This window comes from Peribacillus sp. NPDC096622 (genome assembly GCF_044762665.1).
Lineage (GTDB): Bacteria > Bacillota > Bacilli > Bacillales > DSM-1321 > Peribacillus > Peribacillus frigoritolerans_B.
On sequence record NZ_JBIWES010000008.1, the window covers coordinates 45,661 to 65,146 of the forward strand.

The 19,486-nt window shown below is 42.0% G+C and carries 20 protein-coding genes; all 20 read right to left on the reverse strand.

Annotation, left to right across the window (positions count from 1 at the left end; genetic code table 11):
- Positions 1-40 precede the first annotated feature (40 nt).
- Positions 41-268, reverse strand: a complete 228-nt coding sequence (locus ACIQYG_RS15495; RefSeq protein ID WP_402839426.1) for a YlzJ-like family protein — start codon at positions 266-268, stop codon at positions 41-43.
- Complete coding sequence (locus ACIQYG_RS15500) at positions 265-1,011, reverse strand: ClpP family protease (protein WP_034313566.1); 747 nt, start codon at positions 1,009-1,011, stop codon at positions 265-267. Before ACIQYG_RS15500 ends, ACIQYG_RS15495 begins: the two co-directional genes overlap by 4 nt.
- Positions 1,012-1,133: 122 nt before the next feature.
- Positions 1,134-2,804, reverse strand: coding sequence for a ribonuclease J (locus ACIQYG_RS15505; RefSeq protein ID WP_402839428.1), 1,671 nt, complete (start codon positions 2,802-2,804; stop codon positions 1,134-1,136).
- Positions 2,805-3,085: 281 nt separating this feature from the next.
- Positions 3,086-3,955, reverse strand: a complete 870-nt coding sequence (gene dapA / locus ACIQYG_RS15510; protein ID WP_402839430.1) for a 4-hydroxy-tetrahydrodipicolinate synthase — start codon at positions 3,953-3,955, stop codon at positions 3,086-3,088.
- 47 nt (positions 3,956-4,002) lie between these two features.
- Positions 4,003-5,229 carry an aspartate kinase gene (gene dapG, locus ACIQYG_RS15515; RefSeq protein WP_402839432.1) on the reverse strand — a complete coding sequence of 409 codons (1,227 nt, stop codon included), beginning with the start codon at positions 5,227-5,229 and terminating at the stop codon, positions 4,003-4,005.
- Between the two features lie 104 nt (positions 5,230-5,333).
- Positions 5,334-6,389 carry an aspartate-semialdehyde dehydrogenase gene (gene asd, locus ACIQYG_RS15520; RefSeq protein WP_402839434.1) on the reverse strand — a complete coding sequence of 352 codons (1,056 nt, stop codon included), beginning with the start codon at positions 6,387-6,389 and terminating at the stop codon, positions 5,334-5,336.
- Positions 6,390-6,601: 212 nt separating this feature from the next.
- On the reverse strand, positions 6,602-7,204 hold the full coding sequence (locus tag ACIQYG_RS15525) for a dipicolinate synthase subunit B (protein ID WP_402839436.1): 603 nt from the start codon (positions 7,202-7,204) through the stop codon (positions 6,602-6,604).
- Complete coding sequence (gene dpaA / locus ACIQYG_RS15530) at positions 7,201-8,103, reverse strand: dipicolinic acid synthetase subunit A (RefSeq protein ID WP_402839756.1); 903 nt, start codon at positions 8,101-8,103, stop codon at positions 7,201-7,203. The genes ACIQYG_RS15525 and dpaA overlap by 4 nt, the downstream gene beginning before the upstream one ends.
- Before the next feature lie 226 nt (positions 8,104-8,329).
- Positions 8,330-8,599 carry a YlmC/YmxH family sporulation protein gene (locus ACIQYG_RS15535; RefSeq protein ID WP_402839438.1) on the reverse strand — a complete coding sequence of 90 codons (270 nt, stop codon included), beginning with the start codon at positions 8,597-8,599 and terminating at the stop codon, positions 8,330-8,332.
- Positions 8,600-8,758: 159 nt separating this feature from the next.
- Positions 8,759-9,985 (reverse strand): M16 family metallopeptidase, encoded by a 1,227-nt coding sequence (locus ACIQYG_RS15540; protein WP_402839439.1) that lies wholly within the window; start codon positions 9,983-9,985, stop codon positions 8,759-8,761.
- 46 nt (positions 9,986-10,031) lie between these two features.
- Complete coding sequence (locus ACIQYG_RS15545) at positions 10,032-10,991, reverse strand: polysaccharide deacetylase family protein (protein WP_402839441.1); 960 nt, start codon at positions 10,989-10,991, stop codon at positions 10,032-10,034.
- A gap of 157 nt (positions 10,992-11,148) precedes the next feature.
- Positions 11,149-13,266, reverse strand: coding sequence for a polyribonucleotide nucleotidyltransferase (pnp, locus tag ACIQYG_RS15550; RefSeq protein ID WP_402839442.1), 2,118 nt, complete (start codon positions 13,264-13,266; stop codon positions 11,149-11,151).
- A gap of 319 nt (positions 13,267-13,585) precedes the next feature.
- Positions 13,586-13,855 carry a 30S ribosomal protein S15 gene (gene rpsO, locus ACIQYG_RS15555; RefSeq protein ID WP_034313598.1) on the reverse strand — a complete coding sequence of 90 codons (270 nt, stop codon included), beginning with the start codon at positions 13,853-13,855 and terminating at the stop codon, positions 13,586-13,588.
- Positions 13,856-13,991: 136 nt separating this feature from the next.
- Positions 13,992-14,942: a bifunctional riboflavin kinase/FAD synthetase gene (gene ribF, locus ACIQYG_RS15560; RefSeq protein ID WP_402839444.1), complete on the reverse strand. Its 951-nt coding sequence runs from the start codon at positions 14,940-14,942 to the stop codon at positions 13,992-13,994.
- A gap of 33 nt (positions 14,943-14,975) precedes the next feature.
- A complete protein-coding gene (gene truB / locus ACIQYG_RS15565; RefSeq protein ID WP_402839446.1) occupies positions 14,976-15,896 on the reverse strand; it encodes a tRNA pseudouridine(55) synthase TruB in 921 nt (306 codons plus the stop codon).
- Between the two features lie 154 nt (positions 15,897-16,050).
- On the reverse strand, positions 16,051-16,419 hold the full coding sequence (gene rbfA / locus ACIQYG_RS15570) for a 30S ribosome-binding factor RbfA (RefSeq protein WP_034313607.1): 369 nt from the start codon (positions 16,417-16,419) through the stop codon (positions 16,051-16,053).
- 17 nt (positions 16,420-16,436) lie between these two features.
- On the reverse strand, positions 16,437-16,718 hold the full coding sequence (locus ACIQYG_RS15575; protein ID WP_034313609.1) for a DUF503 domain-containing protein: 282 nt from the start codon (positions 16,716-16,718) through the stop codon (positions 16,437-16,439).
- On the reverse strand, positions 16,715-18,865 hold the full coding sequence (infB, locus tag ACIQYG_RS15580) for a translation initiation factor IF-2 (RefSeq protein WP_402839448.1): 2,151 nt from the start codon (positions 18,863-18,865) through the stop codon (positions 16,715-16,717). The genes ACIQYG_RS15575 and infB overlap by 4 nt, the downstream gene beginning before the upstream one ends.
- A 19-nt stretch (positions 18,866-18,884) precedes the next feature.
- A complete protein-coding gene (locus ACIQYG_RS15585) occupies positions 18,885-19,190 on the reverse strand; it encodes a YlxQ family RNA-binding protein (protein ID WP_034313614.1) in 306 nt (101 codons plus the stop codon).
- 4 nt (positions 19,191-19,194) lie between these two features.
- Positions 19,195-19,470 (reverse strand): RNase P modulator RnpM, encoded by a 276-nt coding sequence (gene rnpM / locus ACIQYG_RS15590; RefSeq protein ID WP_061462443.1) that lies wholly within the window; start codon positions 19,468-19,470, stop codon positions 19,195-19,197.
- Positions 19,471-19,486: the final 16 nt, after the last annotated feature.

Consider the following 19,486-nt stretch of genomic DNA (forward strand, 5'->3'; position numbering starts at 1 on the left):
ATTCCAGTATATCATAATTTACCTCAGTTAGTCGTTTTTACTAAGGATTCATATGTTCGAACACATTTATGACAGCCCCCGGCTGAATGTGTACATTCATATAATCTTCAGGGTCCGTGCTGACGATTCGATCAATGCGAAACGTGCGGCCACCGTCATGTTCAACCATCACATGTACACCATTGTAGATCATTTCTATTAAATTTGCCGTCTTCTCATGGTGATGAGGGAAAATTATTTCTTCAGGAACGATCGTATAAAGCGTCATTGCAGAAGCCCCTCCTCTTCCCCGGCAATTTTTGGCCTTCTTTCTTCCATGAAGCTATTTAGCTTCCTCATGGCCTGGCCTACTCCTCCTACATCATCGATCATACCGATTTCAACTGCCTCGGCCCCGATTACATTCGTGCCGATATCACGGGTTAAGTTTCCTTTAGCAAACATTAAATCCTTAAAACTTTCTTCCGTAACGTTGGAGTGGCGCGTAACAAATTTAATGACTCTTTCCTGCATTTTATCCAGGTATTCAAAGGTTTGAGGCACGCCAATGACTAATCCTGTCAAACGAATTGGATGAATCGTCATCGTTGCTGTCTCTGCTATATAGCTATGGTCACACGAAACCGCAATCGGCACACCGATCGAGTGACCTCCCCCAAGTACTATCGAGACGGATGGCTTTGATAGGGAAGCCAGCATTTCGGCGATGGCCAGTCCCGCTTCGACATCCCCTCCGACTGTATTTAATATGACAAGCAGCCCCTCTATATTGGGATTTTGTTCAATTGCCACAATTTGTGGAATAACATGTTCATATTTGGTCGTTTTATTTTGAGGCGGCAGCTGCATATGTCCTTCAATTTGTCCAATGATCGTCAAACAATGGATTTTTGAGTCTTGAGATAGTTGCGGAACATTAGTAGCCCCCAGCTGCTGGATCTTTTCGATTAAAGTTGAGTTCTTACCTTCCTGCTTGCCTTCATTTTCATTTGGTAATGGTGCATTATCCACTATGCCAACCCCTTTCTCTTTTAGCCTATAGCTTTATTATGTCTCGAGTCTCGGACTTCATTCTTCAAGATATAAGAGTCACAAAAAAGAACCCCTGACTGTTCAAATCAGGGGTCCCTTACTTAATATTCCATGATGATCGGTAAAATCATTGGACGGCGTTTCGTTTTTTCATAGAAGAATTGGTTTAACGCATCACGCATTTCCTGCTTCAGCGTGGACCAATCAAAAGGTTGGCGCGATCCATTTTTCTTTACGATTTCACTTACTATTTCAGTTGCTTCCGCAATCATTTTTTCTGATTCGCGAACATATACGAAGCCCCTTGAAATGATTTCAGGGCCCGCTGCAATGCTTTTATCCTGACGGTTCAACGTGACAACCACAATCAAAATGCCATCCTGGGATAATAAGCGCCGATCACGGAGAACGATATTACCCACATCTCCAACGCCGCTGCCATCTATCAGGATATTTCCTGCAGAAACTTTTCCAGAAAGACCCATTTTATTTCCCTTTAGTTCGATGACATCCCCTTTTTCGGCAATTATGATGTTTTCACGCTTTATTCCCGCAGCAATCCCAACCTTTTGATGGGCATATAAATGGCGGTATTCCCCATGTACAGGGATTAAGAATTTAGGATTCATCAAATTGATCATCATTTTAAGTTCTTCCTGGCTGCCATGCCCTGTTACGTGCACTTTATATTTGTTAGCAGATACCACTTCAGCACCTACCCTGTATAGCAAATCGACGGTTTTGGATAAAATAAGTTCACCGCCCTGCAGGGGTGATGCGCTGATCAAAACTGTGTCTCCCTTTTTGATCGTCACCTGCTTGTGGGTCTGTTTTGCCATTTTTTGAAGTGCCGCAATTGGTTCCCCCTGATGACCTGTCGATAACACGACGATTTCACGGTCCTCATACTGGCCAATTTCATTAATTGGGATTATCAGCTCTTCCTCGACCTTTAAGTAGCCAAGATTCAGGGCTGTTTCATACACGCGTTGCAGGCTTTTTCCTACAACTGCCACTTTTCTGCGACTTGCTGCCGCTGCATTGAAAACATGTTGAATCCGGTTGATGTTCGAAGCGAAGCACGCAACGATTATCCTTCCGGAGGCAGCGTGGAAAGCCTCTGTAATATCTTTGGCCACAACTGCTTCCGATGTCGTATAACCTGGCCTCTCGGCACCGGTACTATCCGAAAGCAAGCATAGGACACCTTCTTCGCCGATACCGGCCATTTTACCGATTTCCGGTTTATATAGTTCTGTTGCTGCTTGGTCGAATTTGAAATCCCCTGTATAAACAATTGCACCTTCGCGAGTGTGGATCACGACTCCGACGGAATCGGGAATACTATGGTTAGTCCGGAAAAAAGACACGGCTGCTTGAGGGAAACTTAAAAGGGAATCCGAATCGATTTCAGTGAATGTTGCCCTGCCGTTAAAGCCATCTTCCTTTAATTTCGTTTTGATTAAAGCAAGTGTAAGCTTTGTTCCATAAACAGGAACTGGTAAGTATTTCAAGACATAAGCAAGCGCTCCCATATGGTCTTCATGACCATGGGTAATGAATATCCCCTGCACCCGTTCCTTATTATCCATCAAATAAGAAATATCAGGGATTACTGCATCGATTCCGAGCATTTCGTCTTCCGGCAACATTAAACCTGCATCAAGAAGATAGATGTCCTCATTCACCTCAACGACGTACATATTTTTACCAAGCTCCCCTTGTCCTCCAAGAGAAATCACTTTTATTCCATTATTTTTATCTTTACCCAATCGAATATCCTCCTTAAAAAATCCCGTTCATAATTTCCCAATGATTTCATTATAACCGATGTTCAAAAAACATGACAACACTTACCATTTTCAAAGGGACTTTTTCATTTAATTCAAAAAAACAACCCATTATGTAAGAGATCCTTTGTACTTTTACCAGTTTCGATTGATCATGAAAAAATTCAATATTTTCATCCCGAAATCGAAAAGTATATCCCATTCATATACATCATTATGTAAAAACAAGCCAATCTTCATCGATCAGCTTGTTCCGTGTCTTTTTATTTTTTTAATACCTTGGTTAATGCCAGGCGTTCCTGCTCGGTCAATGGCACGATTGGAAGTCTCACCGATCCGACGTCAATTCCATATAACTGAAGCGCTGTTTTGACAGGTGCAGGGCTTGGCGCTGCAAACAAACCTTTTATAATCGGTAACAGTTCCTGATGCAGCCGGGCTGCCTCTTTCAAGTCCCCACTGATGAAGGCCTCCACTATTTTCTGCAACTCATTGCCAGCAATATGTGAAGCAACCGATACTACACCCACACCACCAATCGCCAATACCGGGAGTGTTAAAGCGTCGTCCCCGCTATATAATGCAAAATCTTCATCCGTTCCGGCTATGATTTGGGTCATAGCATTTAAATCCCCGCTCGCTTCCTTAACGGCTACGATATTAGGAATTTTTGAAAGGCGGATGATCGTTTCCGGTTCAATGTTAACTGAAGCTCGCCCAGGGATATTATATACCATTACAGGAAGCGTTGTACTGGCTGCAATAGCCTTAAAATGCTGGTACAGACCTTCTTGATTCGTTTTACTATAATACGGGGCAACCAACATTATCGCATCTGCCCCATTTTGTTCCGCTTTTTTTGTCAACTCGATGGAAGCATACGTATTGTTGCTTCCTGTACCCATGATGATGGGCACACGTTTGTCAACAACCTTAGAAACATGACGCAATAACGCGATTTTCTCCTCCGAAGATAAAGTTGGAGATTCCCCTGTCGTTCCCGAAAGCACAAGCGAATCGGTTCCATTGGTTAATAAGTAATTAACCAATGTAGTCGTCTTTTGAAAATCAACATTTCCCTTGCTATCGAAAGGGGTGACCATCGCGGTTGATACTCTACCAAATATCATCATCTAACACCTCTTTAATTTTTAAAACCTTTATTTATTAAAAAACCTGATTATTGGACTTCCCTTTCATGCAATTGAAATGCATAGTGCAGGGAATTAACGGCTTCTATTAAATCTTCTTCTTTTACGAGTACCCAAATTGTCGTATGGCTGTCAGCTGACTGGAGAATGGCAATTTCCTTTTCGGAAAGCGCTGTGACAATCTTCGCTGCAACGCCTGGTACTCCATTAATGCCTGCACCGACTACTGATACCTTGGCACAATTCCTTTCAATGACCGGTTCATGACCAAGCTCGGCCAAAATCGAGAGGGCAAGTTCTGTCGTCTCTTCCGAAACGGTATAAACTACACCACTTGGATATATATTTATAAAGTCCACTGAAATGGAGGCATTGGCCATCGCTTTGAAAACTTCAGCCTGAAGATTATATTGATCTTTTTTCGCACGGACCTTGATTTGAGTGATCTTTGGTACATGGGCAATCCCGGTTACAAGCCTTTCACGTATGTCACTACCCTGGCTTCCCTTGTTCATGCTTGTAACTAGGGTTCCCAAACCTTCGCTGTATGTTGACCGTATCCGAATCGGGACTTTCGCCTGCATCGCAATTTCAACAGCTCTCGGATGAATGACCTTCGCCCCTTGATATGCCATATTGCAAACTTCCGTATATGAAACGATTGATAATGGACGAGCTTGATCGGCGATCCGTGGATCTGCTGTCATGATTCCTTCCACATCCGTAAAAATATCGACCCGTTCAGCCTGCAATGCGGCACCTAATGCAGCTGCTGAAGTATCACTTCCACCACGGCCGATGGTCGTGATGTCACCATTTTTAGCAGCTCCCTGGAAACCTGCTACAACGACAACATCCTTCACCTCAAGTTCTTTCATGAGGCGATCGCATTTCATTTCGATTATTTTCGCACTGGAATAGTCGGTATTCGTCAAGAATCCTGCTTGCGCTCCAGTATAAGCGACCGCATCAATACCATGTTCCAAGAGCATGTTCGTAAATACGACAGATGATATCGTTTCTCCGACAGACATAAGTAAATCCTGTTCCCGTTTTGAAAGGCTGGCTTTCGCTCCATTTACAAGGGAAAGTAAGGTATCTGTTGCATAAGGATCGCCTTTTCTTCCCATTGCTGAAACCACAACCACCACTTTATAGCCTTCTTTAATGGCTTTTTCGATATGCCCCTTGGCAAATGAACGGCTTTCCTCATCACGAACGGATGTCCCACCGTATTTCTGGACGATAATTTTCATAATATGCACCCCAAATATAAGCCAGCTCCCCGATCCGGGAAGCTGACAAAGACTCTCTATCCTATTGGAATTAATTTTCTGTTGAGTTCATTAAGAATAAATTATTACTTAACGGTAACCAAACCTAATTTCAAAAGGCTTTCAGCAATTTGAACGGAATTCCAAGCTGCACCTTTTAATAGATTATCGGAAACCACCCATAAATGGAAGCCTTTATCTTCATCCAAATCTTTGCGAATCCGACCGACGAATACATCATTCTTGCCGACGGATGAAGCAGGTGTTGGGTAAACTTGTTGTTCCGGTTCATCTTCTAACACTACTCCAGGTGCTTTTCTCATTAACTCCTTGATTTGAGAGGCCGCTATGCCTTCTTTTTCAACTTCAATGTATACAGATTCCGAATGACCTGTTACTACAGGAAGCCTCACGCAAGTTGCAGCCACTGGAAGGTCTTGCATATGCATGATTTTCTTAGTTTCATTAATCATTTTCATCTCTTCGAATGTGTACCCGTTATCTTGGAATTTATCAATTTGGGGAATGACGTTAAAAGCGATTTGATAATGCTTTTCGTCTCCTTTTACCGGTAAAATTTTCGGATCGATTTCTTTTTCATCAAGCAAGTCGCGAGCTTGTTCCTTTAATTCATTTATCGCTGCTGCACCTGCACCCGAAACAGCCTGATAGGTAGAAACAACAATTTTTGATAAGCCGTATGCCTTGCGGACAGGTTCTAATGCCACAACCATTTGGATAGTTGAACAATTCGGGTTTGCAATGATCCCATTATGCTGCTTCAAGTCTTCTTCATTTACTTCAGGAACGACTAGCGGCACATTTTCATCCATGCGGAATGCGCTCGTATTATCGACAACTATCGCACCGCGTTTCACTGCTTCTGGAGCCAATTCCTTAGACACGCTTCCTCCAGCACTGAATAAAGCGATATCGATGCCCTCAAAGCTTTCAGGTTTTGCTTCCTGCACTTCGATTTCTTCGCCCTTAAAAGTAAGTTTGATTCCAGCGGAACGAGCCGATGATAAAAAGATGATTTTCTTAATCGGTAAGTTCCTTTGTTCGAGTGTTGAAATCATTTGTTGTCCTACTGCTCCAGTTGCTCCCACAACTGCAATATGCAATCCCTGTGTCTCAGTCATTTATACATACTCCTTTTCTATCTCTTAAATTAGTTATTTATTGGATTTACTACTTCTTGTTCAGAATATCATTTATTTTATCACATTAACATTCCAAAGGGTCGCACTTTAACAAAATATTCTGGTAGTGGAGTGGGTTTTTATAACTTCAACCTACAAATTTATGCATATATGTCAGTCGATAGAAAGCGGATCGAGTCAGAAATACTTGTTCAGGCTAAATCATCCTTGAACCTTTCGACGATGACAGGTTGAATTTGTTCCCTTTCCAGTGCCGCCATGATCGTATCCCTTATCATGCTCATCCTTGCAACCATGGAACTTGGTTTACCTGTGGGATTATCCTGGCCATATGGAACGAAATAAATATCTTTAGCTGCCATCAGCCTCATTAGATTGACACCATTTAACCCAAGTGCATCATTTGTTGATATTGCGACCACGACTGGACGGTGATTTCTCATCGTCGCCTTTGCAGCCATAAGTACTGGCGAATCGGTAAGAGCATTTGCCATTTTACTCATTGAGTTACCCGTTAAAGGAGCGATCACCATGCAATCAAGCGGCAATTTAGGTCCTAAAGGCTCTGCTTTGACGATTGTATCAACGACATGGTTCCCCGTCAATTTTTCTATTCTTTCGACCCAGTCCTCGCCCTTTCCAAAACGGGTTTCCGTGTTTTGTACAGTTGATGTTACGATTGGGATGACTTCCGCACCTTCATTTACAAGTTTTTCTATTTCCGGAAAAACTTCATCATATGTGCAGTGTGATCCGGTTAATCCGAAGCCAATCCGTTTACCTATGAGACTCATATCATTTTCCCCTTCCTTTTCAAGAACTCGCCTTGAATCAATAGTCCCAGTGCATTCGCTAATATTTGACCAGCTGTTTTCGGGGCAACTATGCCCGGTAGGCTCGGTGCCAACAGCGCCTTGATTCCCCTTTTTTCAGCGTAACGAAAGTCAGTCCCCCCCGGTTTTGAAGCAAGGTCGATGATTAATGTATGAACGGGCATATTAGCTATGACTTTTGCGGTAATTATCGGAAAAGGGATCGTATTGATGCATATATCAACATCTTTCATTTCTGCAGCAAGGTCATTTAAATGAAAAGGGGCTAATGCCATTTCACTGATCCTCGCAATATCTTCGCTTTTTCTTGCCCCCACCTTCACTTTTGCTCCAAGTGCATGGAATGACCGGGCTACACTCATCCCGACCCTTCCCAGCCCGAGAACGGCTACATTCGATCCATGGATAGTAAAATCCGTATGTTGAATGGCCATCATGATTGCACCCTCAACAGTGGGAATCGAATTATAAATAGCCACATCATCACGTTCGAACAATAAAACGAGTTTGCGATCCACTTTCTTGAATATCTCATCAAGGTAATCGTTACTGATTCCTGCATAAAAAGTGCAATGTGCCGGGGTATTTTTTATCATTTCTTCAGTCAAAACAACCTCTTCACTGGAAAAGATCGTTTCTACTTTCCCATCTGAATCCGTGCCCCGGACAGGTAAAATAACTGAATCTAATTCCTTGAAGTTTATATCTTCCATTTTTTCCTTAACCGCTCCGGTAAAAGCATGGTCGAGCTGTTCAAAACCTACCAATAATAGCTTTGCATCAAGCTCCGTCAGTTTACGGACAACTTCAAGCTGACGCGCATCTCCACCAATTACAGCGATTTGCATGCCTGTGAGCATTAAAACCGTCACCTTCTTTATATAAAAGATCCTAAACATTCCTTGCCTCATGATAATTCCTTCAGGAAGCAATTCGGTTTTTGCTACATTCTCTAGTTACCCTGCCATCTTATGTTTTTACTTAAAAAACGGTGATAAGAAAAGAAAAAACGCCATAGCTATAACCAGCTAAGGCGTTTGCTTGAGTGCATTTCGAGAAGTTCCATGGAGAATGGCACGAGCTTCATTATCCGTCCATTTGCTCTCCGTCTTTAAGTGAAAGTCCTTCCTGAAAATCAATGATGACCATATCAGCACCGATTTTTTTTATATGTTCCCATGGCACTCTTATTTCACTGCCATTCCTTAAAAGGCCGAACCATTTGACAGATGGGATGATCAACGAGGTAATTTGTCCAGTTTCATCTATTTCCAAATCCGTCTGACCAAGGATTCCTAATCTTTCCGCCCTATTCACATCGACTATTTCCTTACCGCTCAGTTCACTTAACCTCAAATTTGGTTCCCCCTTTTTCGCCTTCTATTCAATCTATATCCGAAAAAGGTAAACTTAGAAGGCATTTATCCAAATATTGTCCATGATACTGGACCCTCACTCCTTCAAAAAAAAGCCTGACCTCCCCTTAATAAAAGGAAGGTCCAGACTTTTTCGTAATTATTTGTCCCAGTTTTCCAGCGGGCTCACTAATGACAAGGAATGTTTCGTAAAGATCTGATTAGCCAATTCATTGACGGTATCCTCTGTCACTTCGTCAATCTTGATGATGATATCATCTAGTGAACGGTGCTCACCCAACATAAGCTCATTTTTTCCGTTCCGGCTCATGCGGCTATTCGTGCTTTCAAGGCTGAGCATCAAGCTTCCTTTAAGCTGCTCTTTACTATTCCGTAATTCCTTTTCCGTTATGCCATCCCTTTTTAAAGTATCCAATGTTTCCTGAATGGTTTCATACAGGCTGTCAAGCTGATTTGTGCCTGTCCCCCCATATACTGTCACCATACCGCTATCTTGATAGCTGGAATGATAAGAGTAAACGGAATAGGCTAGGCCGCGTTGCTCCCTGACGTCCTGGAATAGGCGGCTGCTCATGCTTCCTCCAAGAATATTATTCAAGGTAATCAGGCTGTATGTTTTATCATTGCCGATTTCCAATCCGTTATAACCTAGGCATAAGTGAGCTTGTTCCGTATCTTTTTTACGGGTGATCCTATTTTCATGGAAGGAAGGTTTGACCAATTCAAGACGGTCTTTCCCTCCTTGATACGAGCCAAAGTAGCTTTCGACTTCCTTGATCAATTTTTCATCCACATTCCCAGCAATGGACACGACTACTTTATCGGGTGTATACATGTCATGGACGTATTTTTTTAATGTATCACTATTGAAAGTTTCAAGCGTATTTTCCGTCCCTAGTATTGGATAACCAAGGGGGTGATTTTCATATACCGCCTTGCTTAAAAGGTCATGGACAATGTCATCGGGTGTGTCTTCGTACATTTTGATTTCTTCATAGACGACATTTTTTTCTTTTTTCAATTCTTCCCCATCAAATGTTGAGTTGAAGAACATATCAGCAAGGATTTCAAGCGCATAACTTGCATGGTTATCCATTACTTTAGCATAATAGCATGTATATTCTTTTGAAGTGAATGCATTCACCTGTCCACCAATACTATCGAACGACTCGGCAATTTCACGCGCATTTCTCGTAGTTGTCCCTTTGAAGAACATATGCTCCAGGAAATGTGAAACCCCATTCAATTCTGGTGTTTCATTTCTTGAACCTGTTTTGATCCATACTCCAATTGCTGCTGAACGTACAGTTGGAATATTTTCCAATACAATTCTAACTCCATTTTGACACGTGTATTTCTTAATCAACTAACATTCCTCCCAATCATTCTATGCTGCTATCGTTACTAATACATTATGGATTCGATCGCTCTTCATCTACTGCTTCCGAAATGGTAACAACATCTAAATCTTTCTTTTTTATTTCAATTATTAACGTTTCCAATGATTTTGCAGTAGATTCAGTCGGATGCATCAATATAAATGCTCCAGGGTGTACCTTAGAAAGCACTCTTTGTTGAAGGACTTCAGGGCTTGGCTTTTGCCAGTCGATCGTATCCACACTCCACATGGCGGTCTCCATACCGAAAGAATCCGCGATTTTCACCGTTTCATCCCGGTAGCTTCCACTTGGCGGTGCGAACCATTTCATTTTCAAACCTGTCACCGCTTCAATGACTTCATTCGTTTTGCGAATTTCCTCACGTGTAGCTTGTGCGGATATGTTTTTCATATCTGGATGTGAATAAGAATGATTTCCAATTTCATGCCCGCCACCCTTAATCATCTTGGCCAATTCAGGATTTTTCTTGGTCCAATTACCTTCAAGGAAAAAAGTGGCCTTGACATTATTCTTTTTTAACACGGCCAACATATCTTGTAAGTATTCATTCCCCCAGGCCACATTGATTAAAAATGAAACAACTGGCTTTTCGGGATGGGCCCGGTAAATGGGAGCCGGATCCAGATCCTCCATATGTATCTTTGCAGGGACCTGCTGAAATACCAGCTTATCCTTATCGAACACGCCCTCCTTCTTCATGGCTTTATACGAATCATCAATATTTACTTTCAGGCCGTTATATGCAGGAACGGTTTTCCAAACAGAATCTATTCGTGCATCCTGTGGTGCAATCTCATATTTTTTTGTTGATTCTTTTATTTGTAAAAGAAGCTCGTCTTCTTGCTTCATTGAAGCAACTGAATCATCGGTTAATTGGGTCAGATAAATTTGTGTATATGGATTTTGCACTAATAACCATGATATACCTGCAATGGCACTTATCGCAACTATCTGCTTCCATTTATTATTCATTTTTTACGCCCCCTTCATACCAAAATGTATGAAGAAAACGGACAAGGTAGAACATGACATCCTTTTAACGCCATTCGTACTATGGATATTCCAATACCTTTAAACAAAAAAAGCATGCAGATTCACAAGGAATCGCATGCCGGATTTTCATATTTCATTACGATTGAGAAGGGTTTGCTGCCTCTTTTTGCTCTTTCAAGACTGCTTTACGGGAAAGGTTTACCCTTCCTTGCTTATCGATCTCAGTAACTTTGACCAATAATTCATCGCCAAGTGAAACGACATCTTCCACTTTTCCGACTCTTTCTTCAGCCAGTTCAGAAATATGTACCAAACCGTCTTTACCATTGAAGATTTCAACGAAGGCACCGAACTTTTCGATACGTTTAACTTTACCTAAGTATAGTTCGCCCACTACGACTTCACGTACGATATCCTCAATGATTTTCTTCGCTTTTTGGATCATTGGTTCATCAGTAGAAGATATGAATACCGTTCCATCTTGTTCGATGTCGATTTTCACCCCAGTTTCTTCAATGATTTTGTTGATATGTTTTCCGCTCGGCCCAATGACATCACGGATCTTATCCGGATTGATGGACATTGTAACGATTTTTGGGGCATATTTGGATAACTGCTCACGCGGTTGATTGATTGTTGACATCATTGATTCCAAAATGTGCATCCGGCCATGTTTGGCTTGAAGTAATGCTTCTTCAAGAATCTCTCTTGAAAGTCCCTCAATCTTAATATCCATTTGTAGGGCAGTAACACCTTTTGAAGTCCCTGCGACTTTAAAGTCCATGTCTCCCAGATGATCTTCCATACCTTGAATATCCGTTAAGATTGTATAGTGCTCACCTGTTTTGACAAGTCCCATGGCAATACCGGCAACTGGAGCTTTCAATGGAACACCGGCATCCATCATTGCCAAAGTGCTTGCACAGATACTTGCTTGTGAAGTTGAACCGTTCGATTCAAGGACTTCCGAAACAAGTCTGATTGTATATGGGAAGTCTTTATCGTTTGGAATGACAGGCTCCAATGCTCTTTCTCCAAGTGCACCATGACCGATTTCACGGCGTCCTGCCCCACGGATAGGACCGGTTTCACCTACACTGAAATGCGGGAAATTATAGTGATGCATAAAACGTTTTGACTCTTCGGTTCCAAGTCCGTCCAGAATCTGCACATCACCAAGTGCACCTAATGTACAGATGGATAGCGCTTGGGTTTGTCCGCGCGTGAACAATCCGGAACCATGTGTACGGGGCAGAATGGTGACTTCAGATGATAATGGTCTGATTTCGTCAGGGTTACGGCCATCCGGGCGCACTTTTTCTTCCGTGATCAAACGGCGGACTTCGGATTTGACCAATTTATTCAGGATTTCTTTGATTTGCTTTAATTTTTCTTCATCAGCTTCTTCTTCATAATGAACCAACACACGATCTTTTACTTCTTTGATCGCGTCTTCACGAGCATGTTTTTCCTGAACTTGTACAGCTTTGTTCAAGTCTGCTTCACATAGGCCTTTCACTTCTGCTTCCAGTACCGCATCCACTTGGTATAAAGTGACCTGCATTTTTTCCTTGCCGATTTCAGCAACGATTTTCTCTTGGAATGCAATGATTTTCTTGATTTCATCATGTCCAAACATGATTGCTTCAAGCATGGTTTCCTCTGGTACTTCATTTGCTCCGGCTTCAACCATGTTGATAGCATCTTTAGTGCCGGCAACCGTCAGATTGATGTCACTTTTAGCTAGTTGGTCAACAGTAGGGTTAATAATGAATTCATTATTGATTCTCCCCACTACAACTCCAGCAATCGGACCTTCGAACGGAATATCGGAAACTGAAAGTGCAAGGGAAGAACCTAGCATGGCTGCCATTTCCGTAGAGCAATCTTGATCGACACTCATGACCATGCTGATGATCTGAACATCGTTCCTAAAGCCATCGGCGAAAAGCGGACGGATTGGACGATCGATTAAACGGCTTGCAAGAATTGCCCTTTCACTCGGTCTCCCTTCACGTTTGATGAAGCCTCCCGGAATTTTACCGACTGCATAAAGTCTTTCCTCGTAGTTGACTGTCAAAGGAAAGAAGTCAACATTTCTAGGTTCTTTCGAAGCTGTCGCGGTACTTAATACAGCAGTTTCTCCATAACGGACTAAAACTGCCCCGTTCGCTTGTTTGGCTAATTGCCCTATCTCTACCGTTACATTACGGCCGGCCCAGTCAAATGAATACGTATGTTTTTCCTGTCCCATTTATTAAACCCCTCTCTGAATCTTCACTTAGAGGCTTAGTTTACCTAAACCTGTATTGGATTAAATCATTTATATGTGAAAGTAACTGAACTCAAGTTAAAACCAAACTATTCCTATTATGCACGAAAAAAACAAGCATTAACAGTAAAATGAATAAAAATTTCATTCATTTGATTATGTATATCCTGATCATTTATAAATGGAAAAGGACCCGGCTCCTGCCGAGTCCCAAGGACGAAGGCCCAGCCTTAAGTAGAAAACGTCCAAATCATTTGATTAACATCAAAAAAGCGGGAAATTTCCCGCCTTCCTGAAAAAATTATCTACGTAGACCTAATTTGTTAATTAGTGTACGGTAACGAGTAACGTCTTTGTTACGTAGGTAAGTTAAAAGATTACGACGTTTACCTACCATTTTTAGAAGACCGCGACGTGAATGGTGGTCTTTTTTGTGTGTGCGTAAGTGATCGTTCAAGTTGTTGATTTCTTCTGTTAATACTGCGATTTGAACTTCTGGAGATCCAGTGTCAGTATCGTGAGTTCTGAACTCAGCGATAAGTTCGTTTTTGCGTACTTGTGTAATTGCCATGTTAATATTCCTCCTAAAATTCTGTAAAATCACCTATTACCGAGCCAGCGTCGGAGTCTCGACTAGCCAAGCAATGGTTATTTTCATACATACAATAGAATACATGTTTTTCATTAAAATTGCAAGTCTTGTCTTTTTAAGCTTCAAGCTTTGCAAAATAGGCTAATGCATTTTGCTTATCCGTTTCGATCTGAGCGACCAATGCTTCAAGTCCGGAAAATTTCTGCTCGCTCCGAAGTCTTGTATGCCATTCAACCGAAACCTGGTTGCCATAAATATCCCCCGAGAACTCCAAGGCATGAACCTCTACAGTTGGATATTCAGGTTTTTCGTCGTGGAACGTAGGTTTGTAACCGACATTGCAAACTCCATTATACCATTTACCGCTTATTTTGATCCTGACGGCATATACGCCTGCAGCAGGGAAGATATAATCGTCACTTACTTCAATATTAGCGGTGGGGAAACCCAGCTTCCTGCCCCGCTTTTCACCGTGAACGACATGACCTTTCGTTAAATAGCGTCGGCCTGCCAAATGATAAAAGTCGGAAAAGTTGCCATTTCCGAGAGTTTCCCTGATTCTTGTCGAGCTAACCTTTTCATCTTCAAGTGTCTGTTTTTCAACGACTGTCTGCGAAAATCTGCCCTGTGCGTAAACAGGCAAATCTTCCATCGACCCTTGACCATAGCGACCGTATGAATAATCAAAGCCTGCAACTACATGACGGACATTCAGCCCGGCAATATATTCGTCAACGAACCGTTCCGGCAGTACCGAAGCAAATTCCTTGCTGAAATGGACAATGAATAAATAATCGATCCCCATCGACTCTATGATATCCACCTTATCTTCAAGTGGAGTGATATAGCGGATATTTTCCGTTTTCCTACCCAGTACTGCTGAAGGATGCGGGTCAAATGTCATGACTGCTGACTTAAGATTCATTTCATCGGCTTTTTGCTTGGCGGTTTGAATAACAATCTGATGACCTTTATGTATACCATCAAAAAATCCAAGCGCCATCACAAGCTCGGGAAAATCATCCGAATTAAATTGATGAGGATGCTCTATTGCGATCACTTTCACCTTTCAATCTCCTCTTTCCGGCGGTAAAACGGTCTATATTTCTTGTGCCAATACTTTTACAGGTTTAATTAATCCCTCTTTTGTCGGGTGTATTTGATAAATGGCAATGGCCTTATCTGCTGGATCGACCATCACAAAAGGCTTTCCTTTTTCAACAACAACATCCTTTGTTTGTTCCAATACCGCGCCGTTAAGTACTTTCTTTGCTACTTTATCACTAATCTGAAATTTGGGCAAATGAAATAATCCCCGCTCCAAAGGCAACAGAAATTCTTCCGTTTGACCACTTTCCATGAACTCTTCCACTTCAGCAAATGTAAAACAGTCCTCCTGCTTAAAACCTGCTGATTCAATACGTGTCAAGTCTGACATATGGGCAGGAAAACCCAGTTCTTCACCTATCATGACTGCAAGCGTCCGAATATACGTCCCTTTGCTGCATTTTACGCGAAAACGAAAAGATATGGTTTCCCCTTTAAATTCAGAACGATCATCGAGGAGGGTGATATCATAGATGGTGACCTCCCTTGTCGGCCTCTCCACTTCTATCCCTGCACGGGCATATTCATATAATTTCTTACCGTTTACCTTTACCGCTGAAAACATCGGCGGGGTCTGTTCAATTTTCCCAGTCAATGATTCAAGAACTTCCAGAATCCGTTTACGCTGAATCACTTGATCAATCTTTTTCTCTTCGACTTTTTCACCGCTTGCGTCTTCAGTCGTTGTTGAAAAACCAAGGGTCACTTCCCCTTCATACGCTTTACCGGCTTCTGTCAAATATTCAGCTATCTTTGTTGCCCTGCCAATACAAATAGGTAAAACCCCTGTTACATCAGGATCTAAAGTACCTGTGTGCCCAACCTTTTTTGTCTTTAAAATCTTTCTTAATTTAAAAACACAATCATGGGATGTCAATCCCTTGGGTTTCCATAATGGAAGAATACCGTTCACGCTTTCACCTCATCTTTTATAAAACACCTTAAACTATTATGAAGCCCATTCCGAAAGGTGTTTTTCCTTTTTTCATATTCGGTTTTCAAAAAAAAGAGACCGACTTCAAGAAGTGCAAAGCACTTATTGAGTCGGCCTCCCTTTTACTGCTTGCTTATTCCTCGTCTTTTTCAGCCGGTTTATCCTCTGAATTGATTTGGGAAATCAACGACTCGATACGATTACCATAATCGACCGATTCATCAAATTCAAAAAACAGCTCAGGGGTTTTGCGCAGGCGGATTCGCTGCCCAATTTCTGAACGCATGAATCCTTTTGCCTTAGCTAGACCTTGCAGGGTTTTCTCCCTTTGTTCCTGGTCACCCAAAACGGAAATATAAACTGTTGCCTGTTGTAAATCGCCTGTAACCGCGACATCAGTCACTGTAACAAACCCGATTCTTGGATCTTTAATTTTTCGGCCGATAATTTCACTCAGCTCTTTTTTCATTTGTTCGCCAACACGATTTGAACGAAGGCTCATAATATCACCTCGATAGCCTAAAGCCAGTCTATATCTGTTATTGTTCGCTCTAGTTCCGGAAAAGAATCTAGAAATTTAAGGGCATTTTGAAGTTCCCGTTCAGTAGCCTTCCTTGAGGATGTTACGGTTACGATCGAAATCTTTGTCCGCTGCCATAAATCCTGAAAATCGGTCTCTGCTACAGAAATGTTAAACTTCTGCTTAAGCCGTGTCATGACACGCTGAAGCACGGCCCTTTTTTCTTTTAAAGAATGGGTGTCATGGATGATGCATTCACATTGGACAGAGCCAACGATCATTTACGTTCGATCTCTTCCATTACATACGCTTCAATTACATCGCCTTCTTTAAGGTCGTTGTAATTTTTAATCGTAATACCACACTCATAGTTCGTTGCCACTTCTTTAACATCATCTTTAAAACGTTTCAATGCATCAATTTCACCTTCGTAAATGACGACACCTTCACGAATTAAGCGAATTCCGCTATCACGTGTAATTTTTCCTTCTGTAACGTAAGAACCGGCAATCGTACCTACCTTGGATACTTTGAAAGTCGTACGAACTTCAGCCTGACCGATAATTTTTTCTTCGAATTCAGGGTCAAGCATCCCTTTCATAGCCGACTCGATTTCTTCGATCGCTTTATAGATGATGCGGTGAAGGCGGACATCAACATTTTCTGATTCTGCTGCACGCTTCGCATTCACGTCAGGACGGACATTAAATCCGATGACGATTGCATTCGAAGCTGTAGCAAGGATGATGTCAGACTCTGTAATGGCACCAACGCCAATGTGAATGATTTTCACTTTAGCGCCTTCCACTTCTATTTTATTCAGGGAAGCGGCTACTGCTTCCGCAGAACCTTGAACATCAGCTTTTAGAATGATGTTCAATTCTTTAATTTCCCCTTCTTTCATTTGTTCGAACAAAGTATCCAGGGTTACACGGGATTTCTCATTGCGTTGTGAAGCAAGTTGTCTCTGTGCACGCACTTCCCCAACTTGACGGGCCGTTTTCTCATCTTCAAAGACGATGAAACGATCGCCGGCTTGTGGCACTTCGTTCAATCCAGTGATTTCAACCGGTGTTGAAGGACCAGCATCCTTAACACGGCGTCCAAGATCGTTAACCATCGCACGAACACGTCCGAATGTATTACCGATAACAATCGGATCACCGATTTTCAACGTTCCGTTTTGAACTAGCAATGTGGCAACCGATCCGCGCCCTTTATCCAAACGTGCTTCGATAACCGTTCCATTTGCTTTACGAGCTGGATTCGCTTTATACTCCTCCACTTCACTGACAAGAAGAATCATTTCAAGCAAGCTATCGATACCCTCACCGTTCTTAGCTGAAATTGGTACGAAAATTGTGTCTCCGCCCCATGCTTCAGAAACTAAACCATGTTCTGTCAATTCTTGCATGACACGGTCCGGATTTGCGGCTTCTTTATCCATCTTATTGACAGCGACGATAATTGGAACTTCTGCCGCTTTAGCATGGTTGATCGCTTCAATCGTTTGAGGCATTACGCCATCATCCGCAGCGACGACAAGAATGGTGATATCGGTAACTTGTGCACCGCGGGCACGCATTGTTGTAAACGCAGCATGACCTGGTGTATCCAGGAATGTTATTTTCTTATCGTTAACTTTAACTTGATAAGCACCGATATGCTGAGTGATTCCGCCCGCTTCGCCTTCGGTAACTTTTGTATGGCGTATGGAATCAAGCAATGTCGTTTTACCATGGTCAACGTGCCCCATGATCGTCACGACAGCCGGACGTTCAATCAAATCTTCAGAAGCGTCCTCAGTGACAAGTGATTCAAGGTCTGTTAGGTCGACACGAATCTCTTCTTCGGCCACTACACCGTATTCCGCACAAATCAATTCAATTGCATCTTTATCCAAAGTTTGGTTGATTGTTGCCATAACACCAAGCATAAAGAGCTTTTTAATGATTTCAGAAGGTTCACGGTGCAGTTTTTTCCCAAGTTCCATAACAGTCAAAGACTCATAAAACGTAATTTTCTCTGGAAGTTCTCTTTCTTTACGTTTTGTTACAGGTGCCTGAGGCGCTTGTTGTCTTTGTTTATTATTTTTATTCTTGTTATTGCGATTCTTGTTGAACTGACCTGTTGGTTTTTTCGTCCCAACAGGTTTAACTGGTGGTTTCTTCTTCAGTTTTTCTTTATTGACTGTGCTTTTTTCATCCGCTTCAGCTTCGTACTTCGCCACCGTAGCGTTAGCTTTTGGTTCTTGGCTTTTATCTTCGTTTTTAGGTTTGATTGAATCGTTTAATTTATTTACAGTTGAATCGTCTAATGCTGTCATATGGTTTGTTACCTCTATATTCATTTCTTTAAGTTTATTTATTACATCCTTGCTTGAAACGTTCTTTTGTTTTGCATATTCATATACACGCAATTTTGTCATACGTTCACCCCCGTAAAATTTAATCGAGCAGCGTTCGGAGTTTTTGTGCAAAACCTTCATCCAGAACTGCGACGGCAACTCTAGCATCCTTACCTATCGCATGGCCGAGCAATGACCTGCTTTCGACTCTTTTTAAAGGAACCTGATAAAATGCGCACTTATCAGATATTTTTTTTTCAGTGTTTTTTGAAGCGTCCGCGGATAAAATAACAACTTTGGCATTACCGCTTCTAATCTCTTTAACCACTAATTCTTCACCCGAAATTAGCTTGCGTGCTCGATTGGCCAAACCTAATAGAGACATCCATTGTTGTTGTTGGGTCATGGTGTTAGTTTTTCTCCTTATTCACTAATTCAAGCAATTGTTCATAAAGGGAAGAATCGATTTGGGTACTAAGGTGATTAGCCAGCACATTTTTCTTTTTGGCCAGCTCGATAACATCCCGATCAAGAGTTAAATAAGCTCCCCTTCCAGATTTCTTACCGGTCGGATCCAGGCTGACTTCCCCTTCTTTAGATCGTACGATGCGAATGAGTTCTTTCTTCGGCTTCATTTCGCCTGTTGCCACACATTTACGCATCGGGATTTTTTTTCGGCTATTCATCTTTTTTCACCTCGAA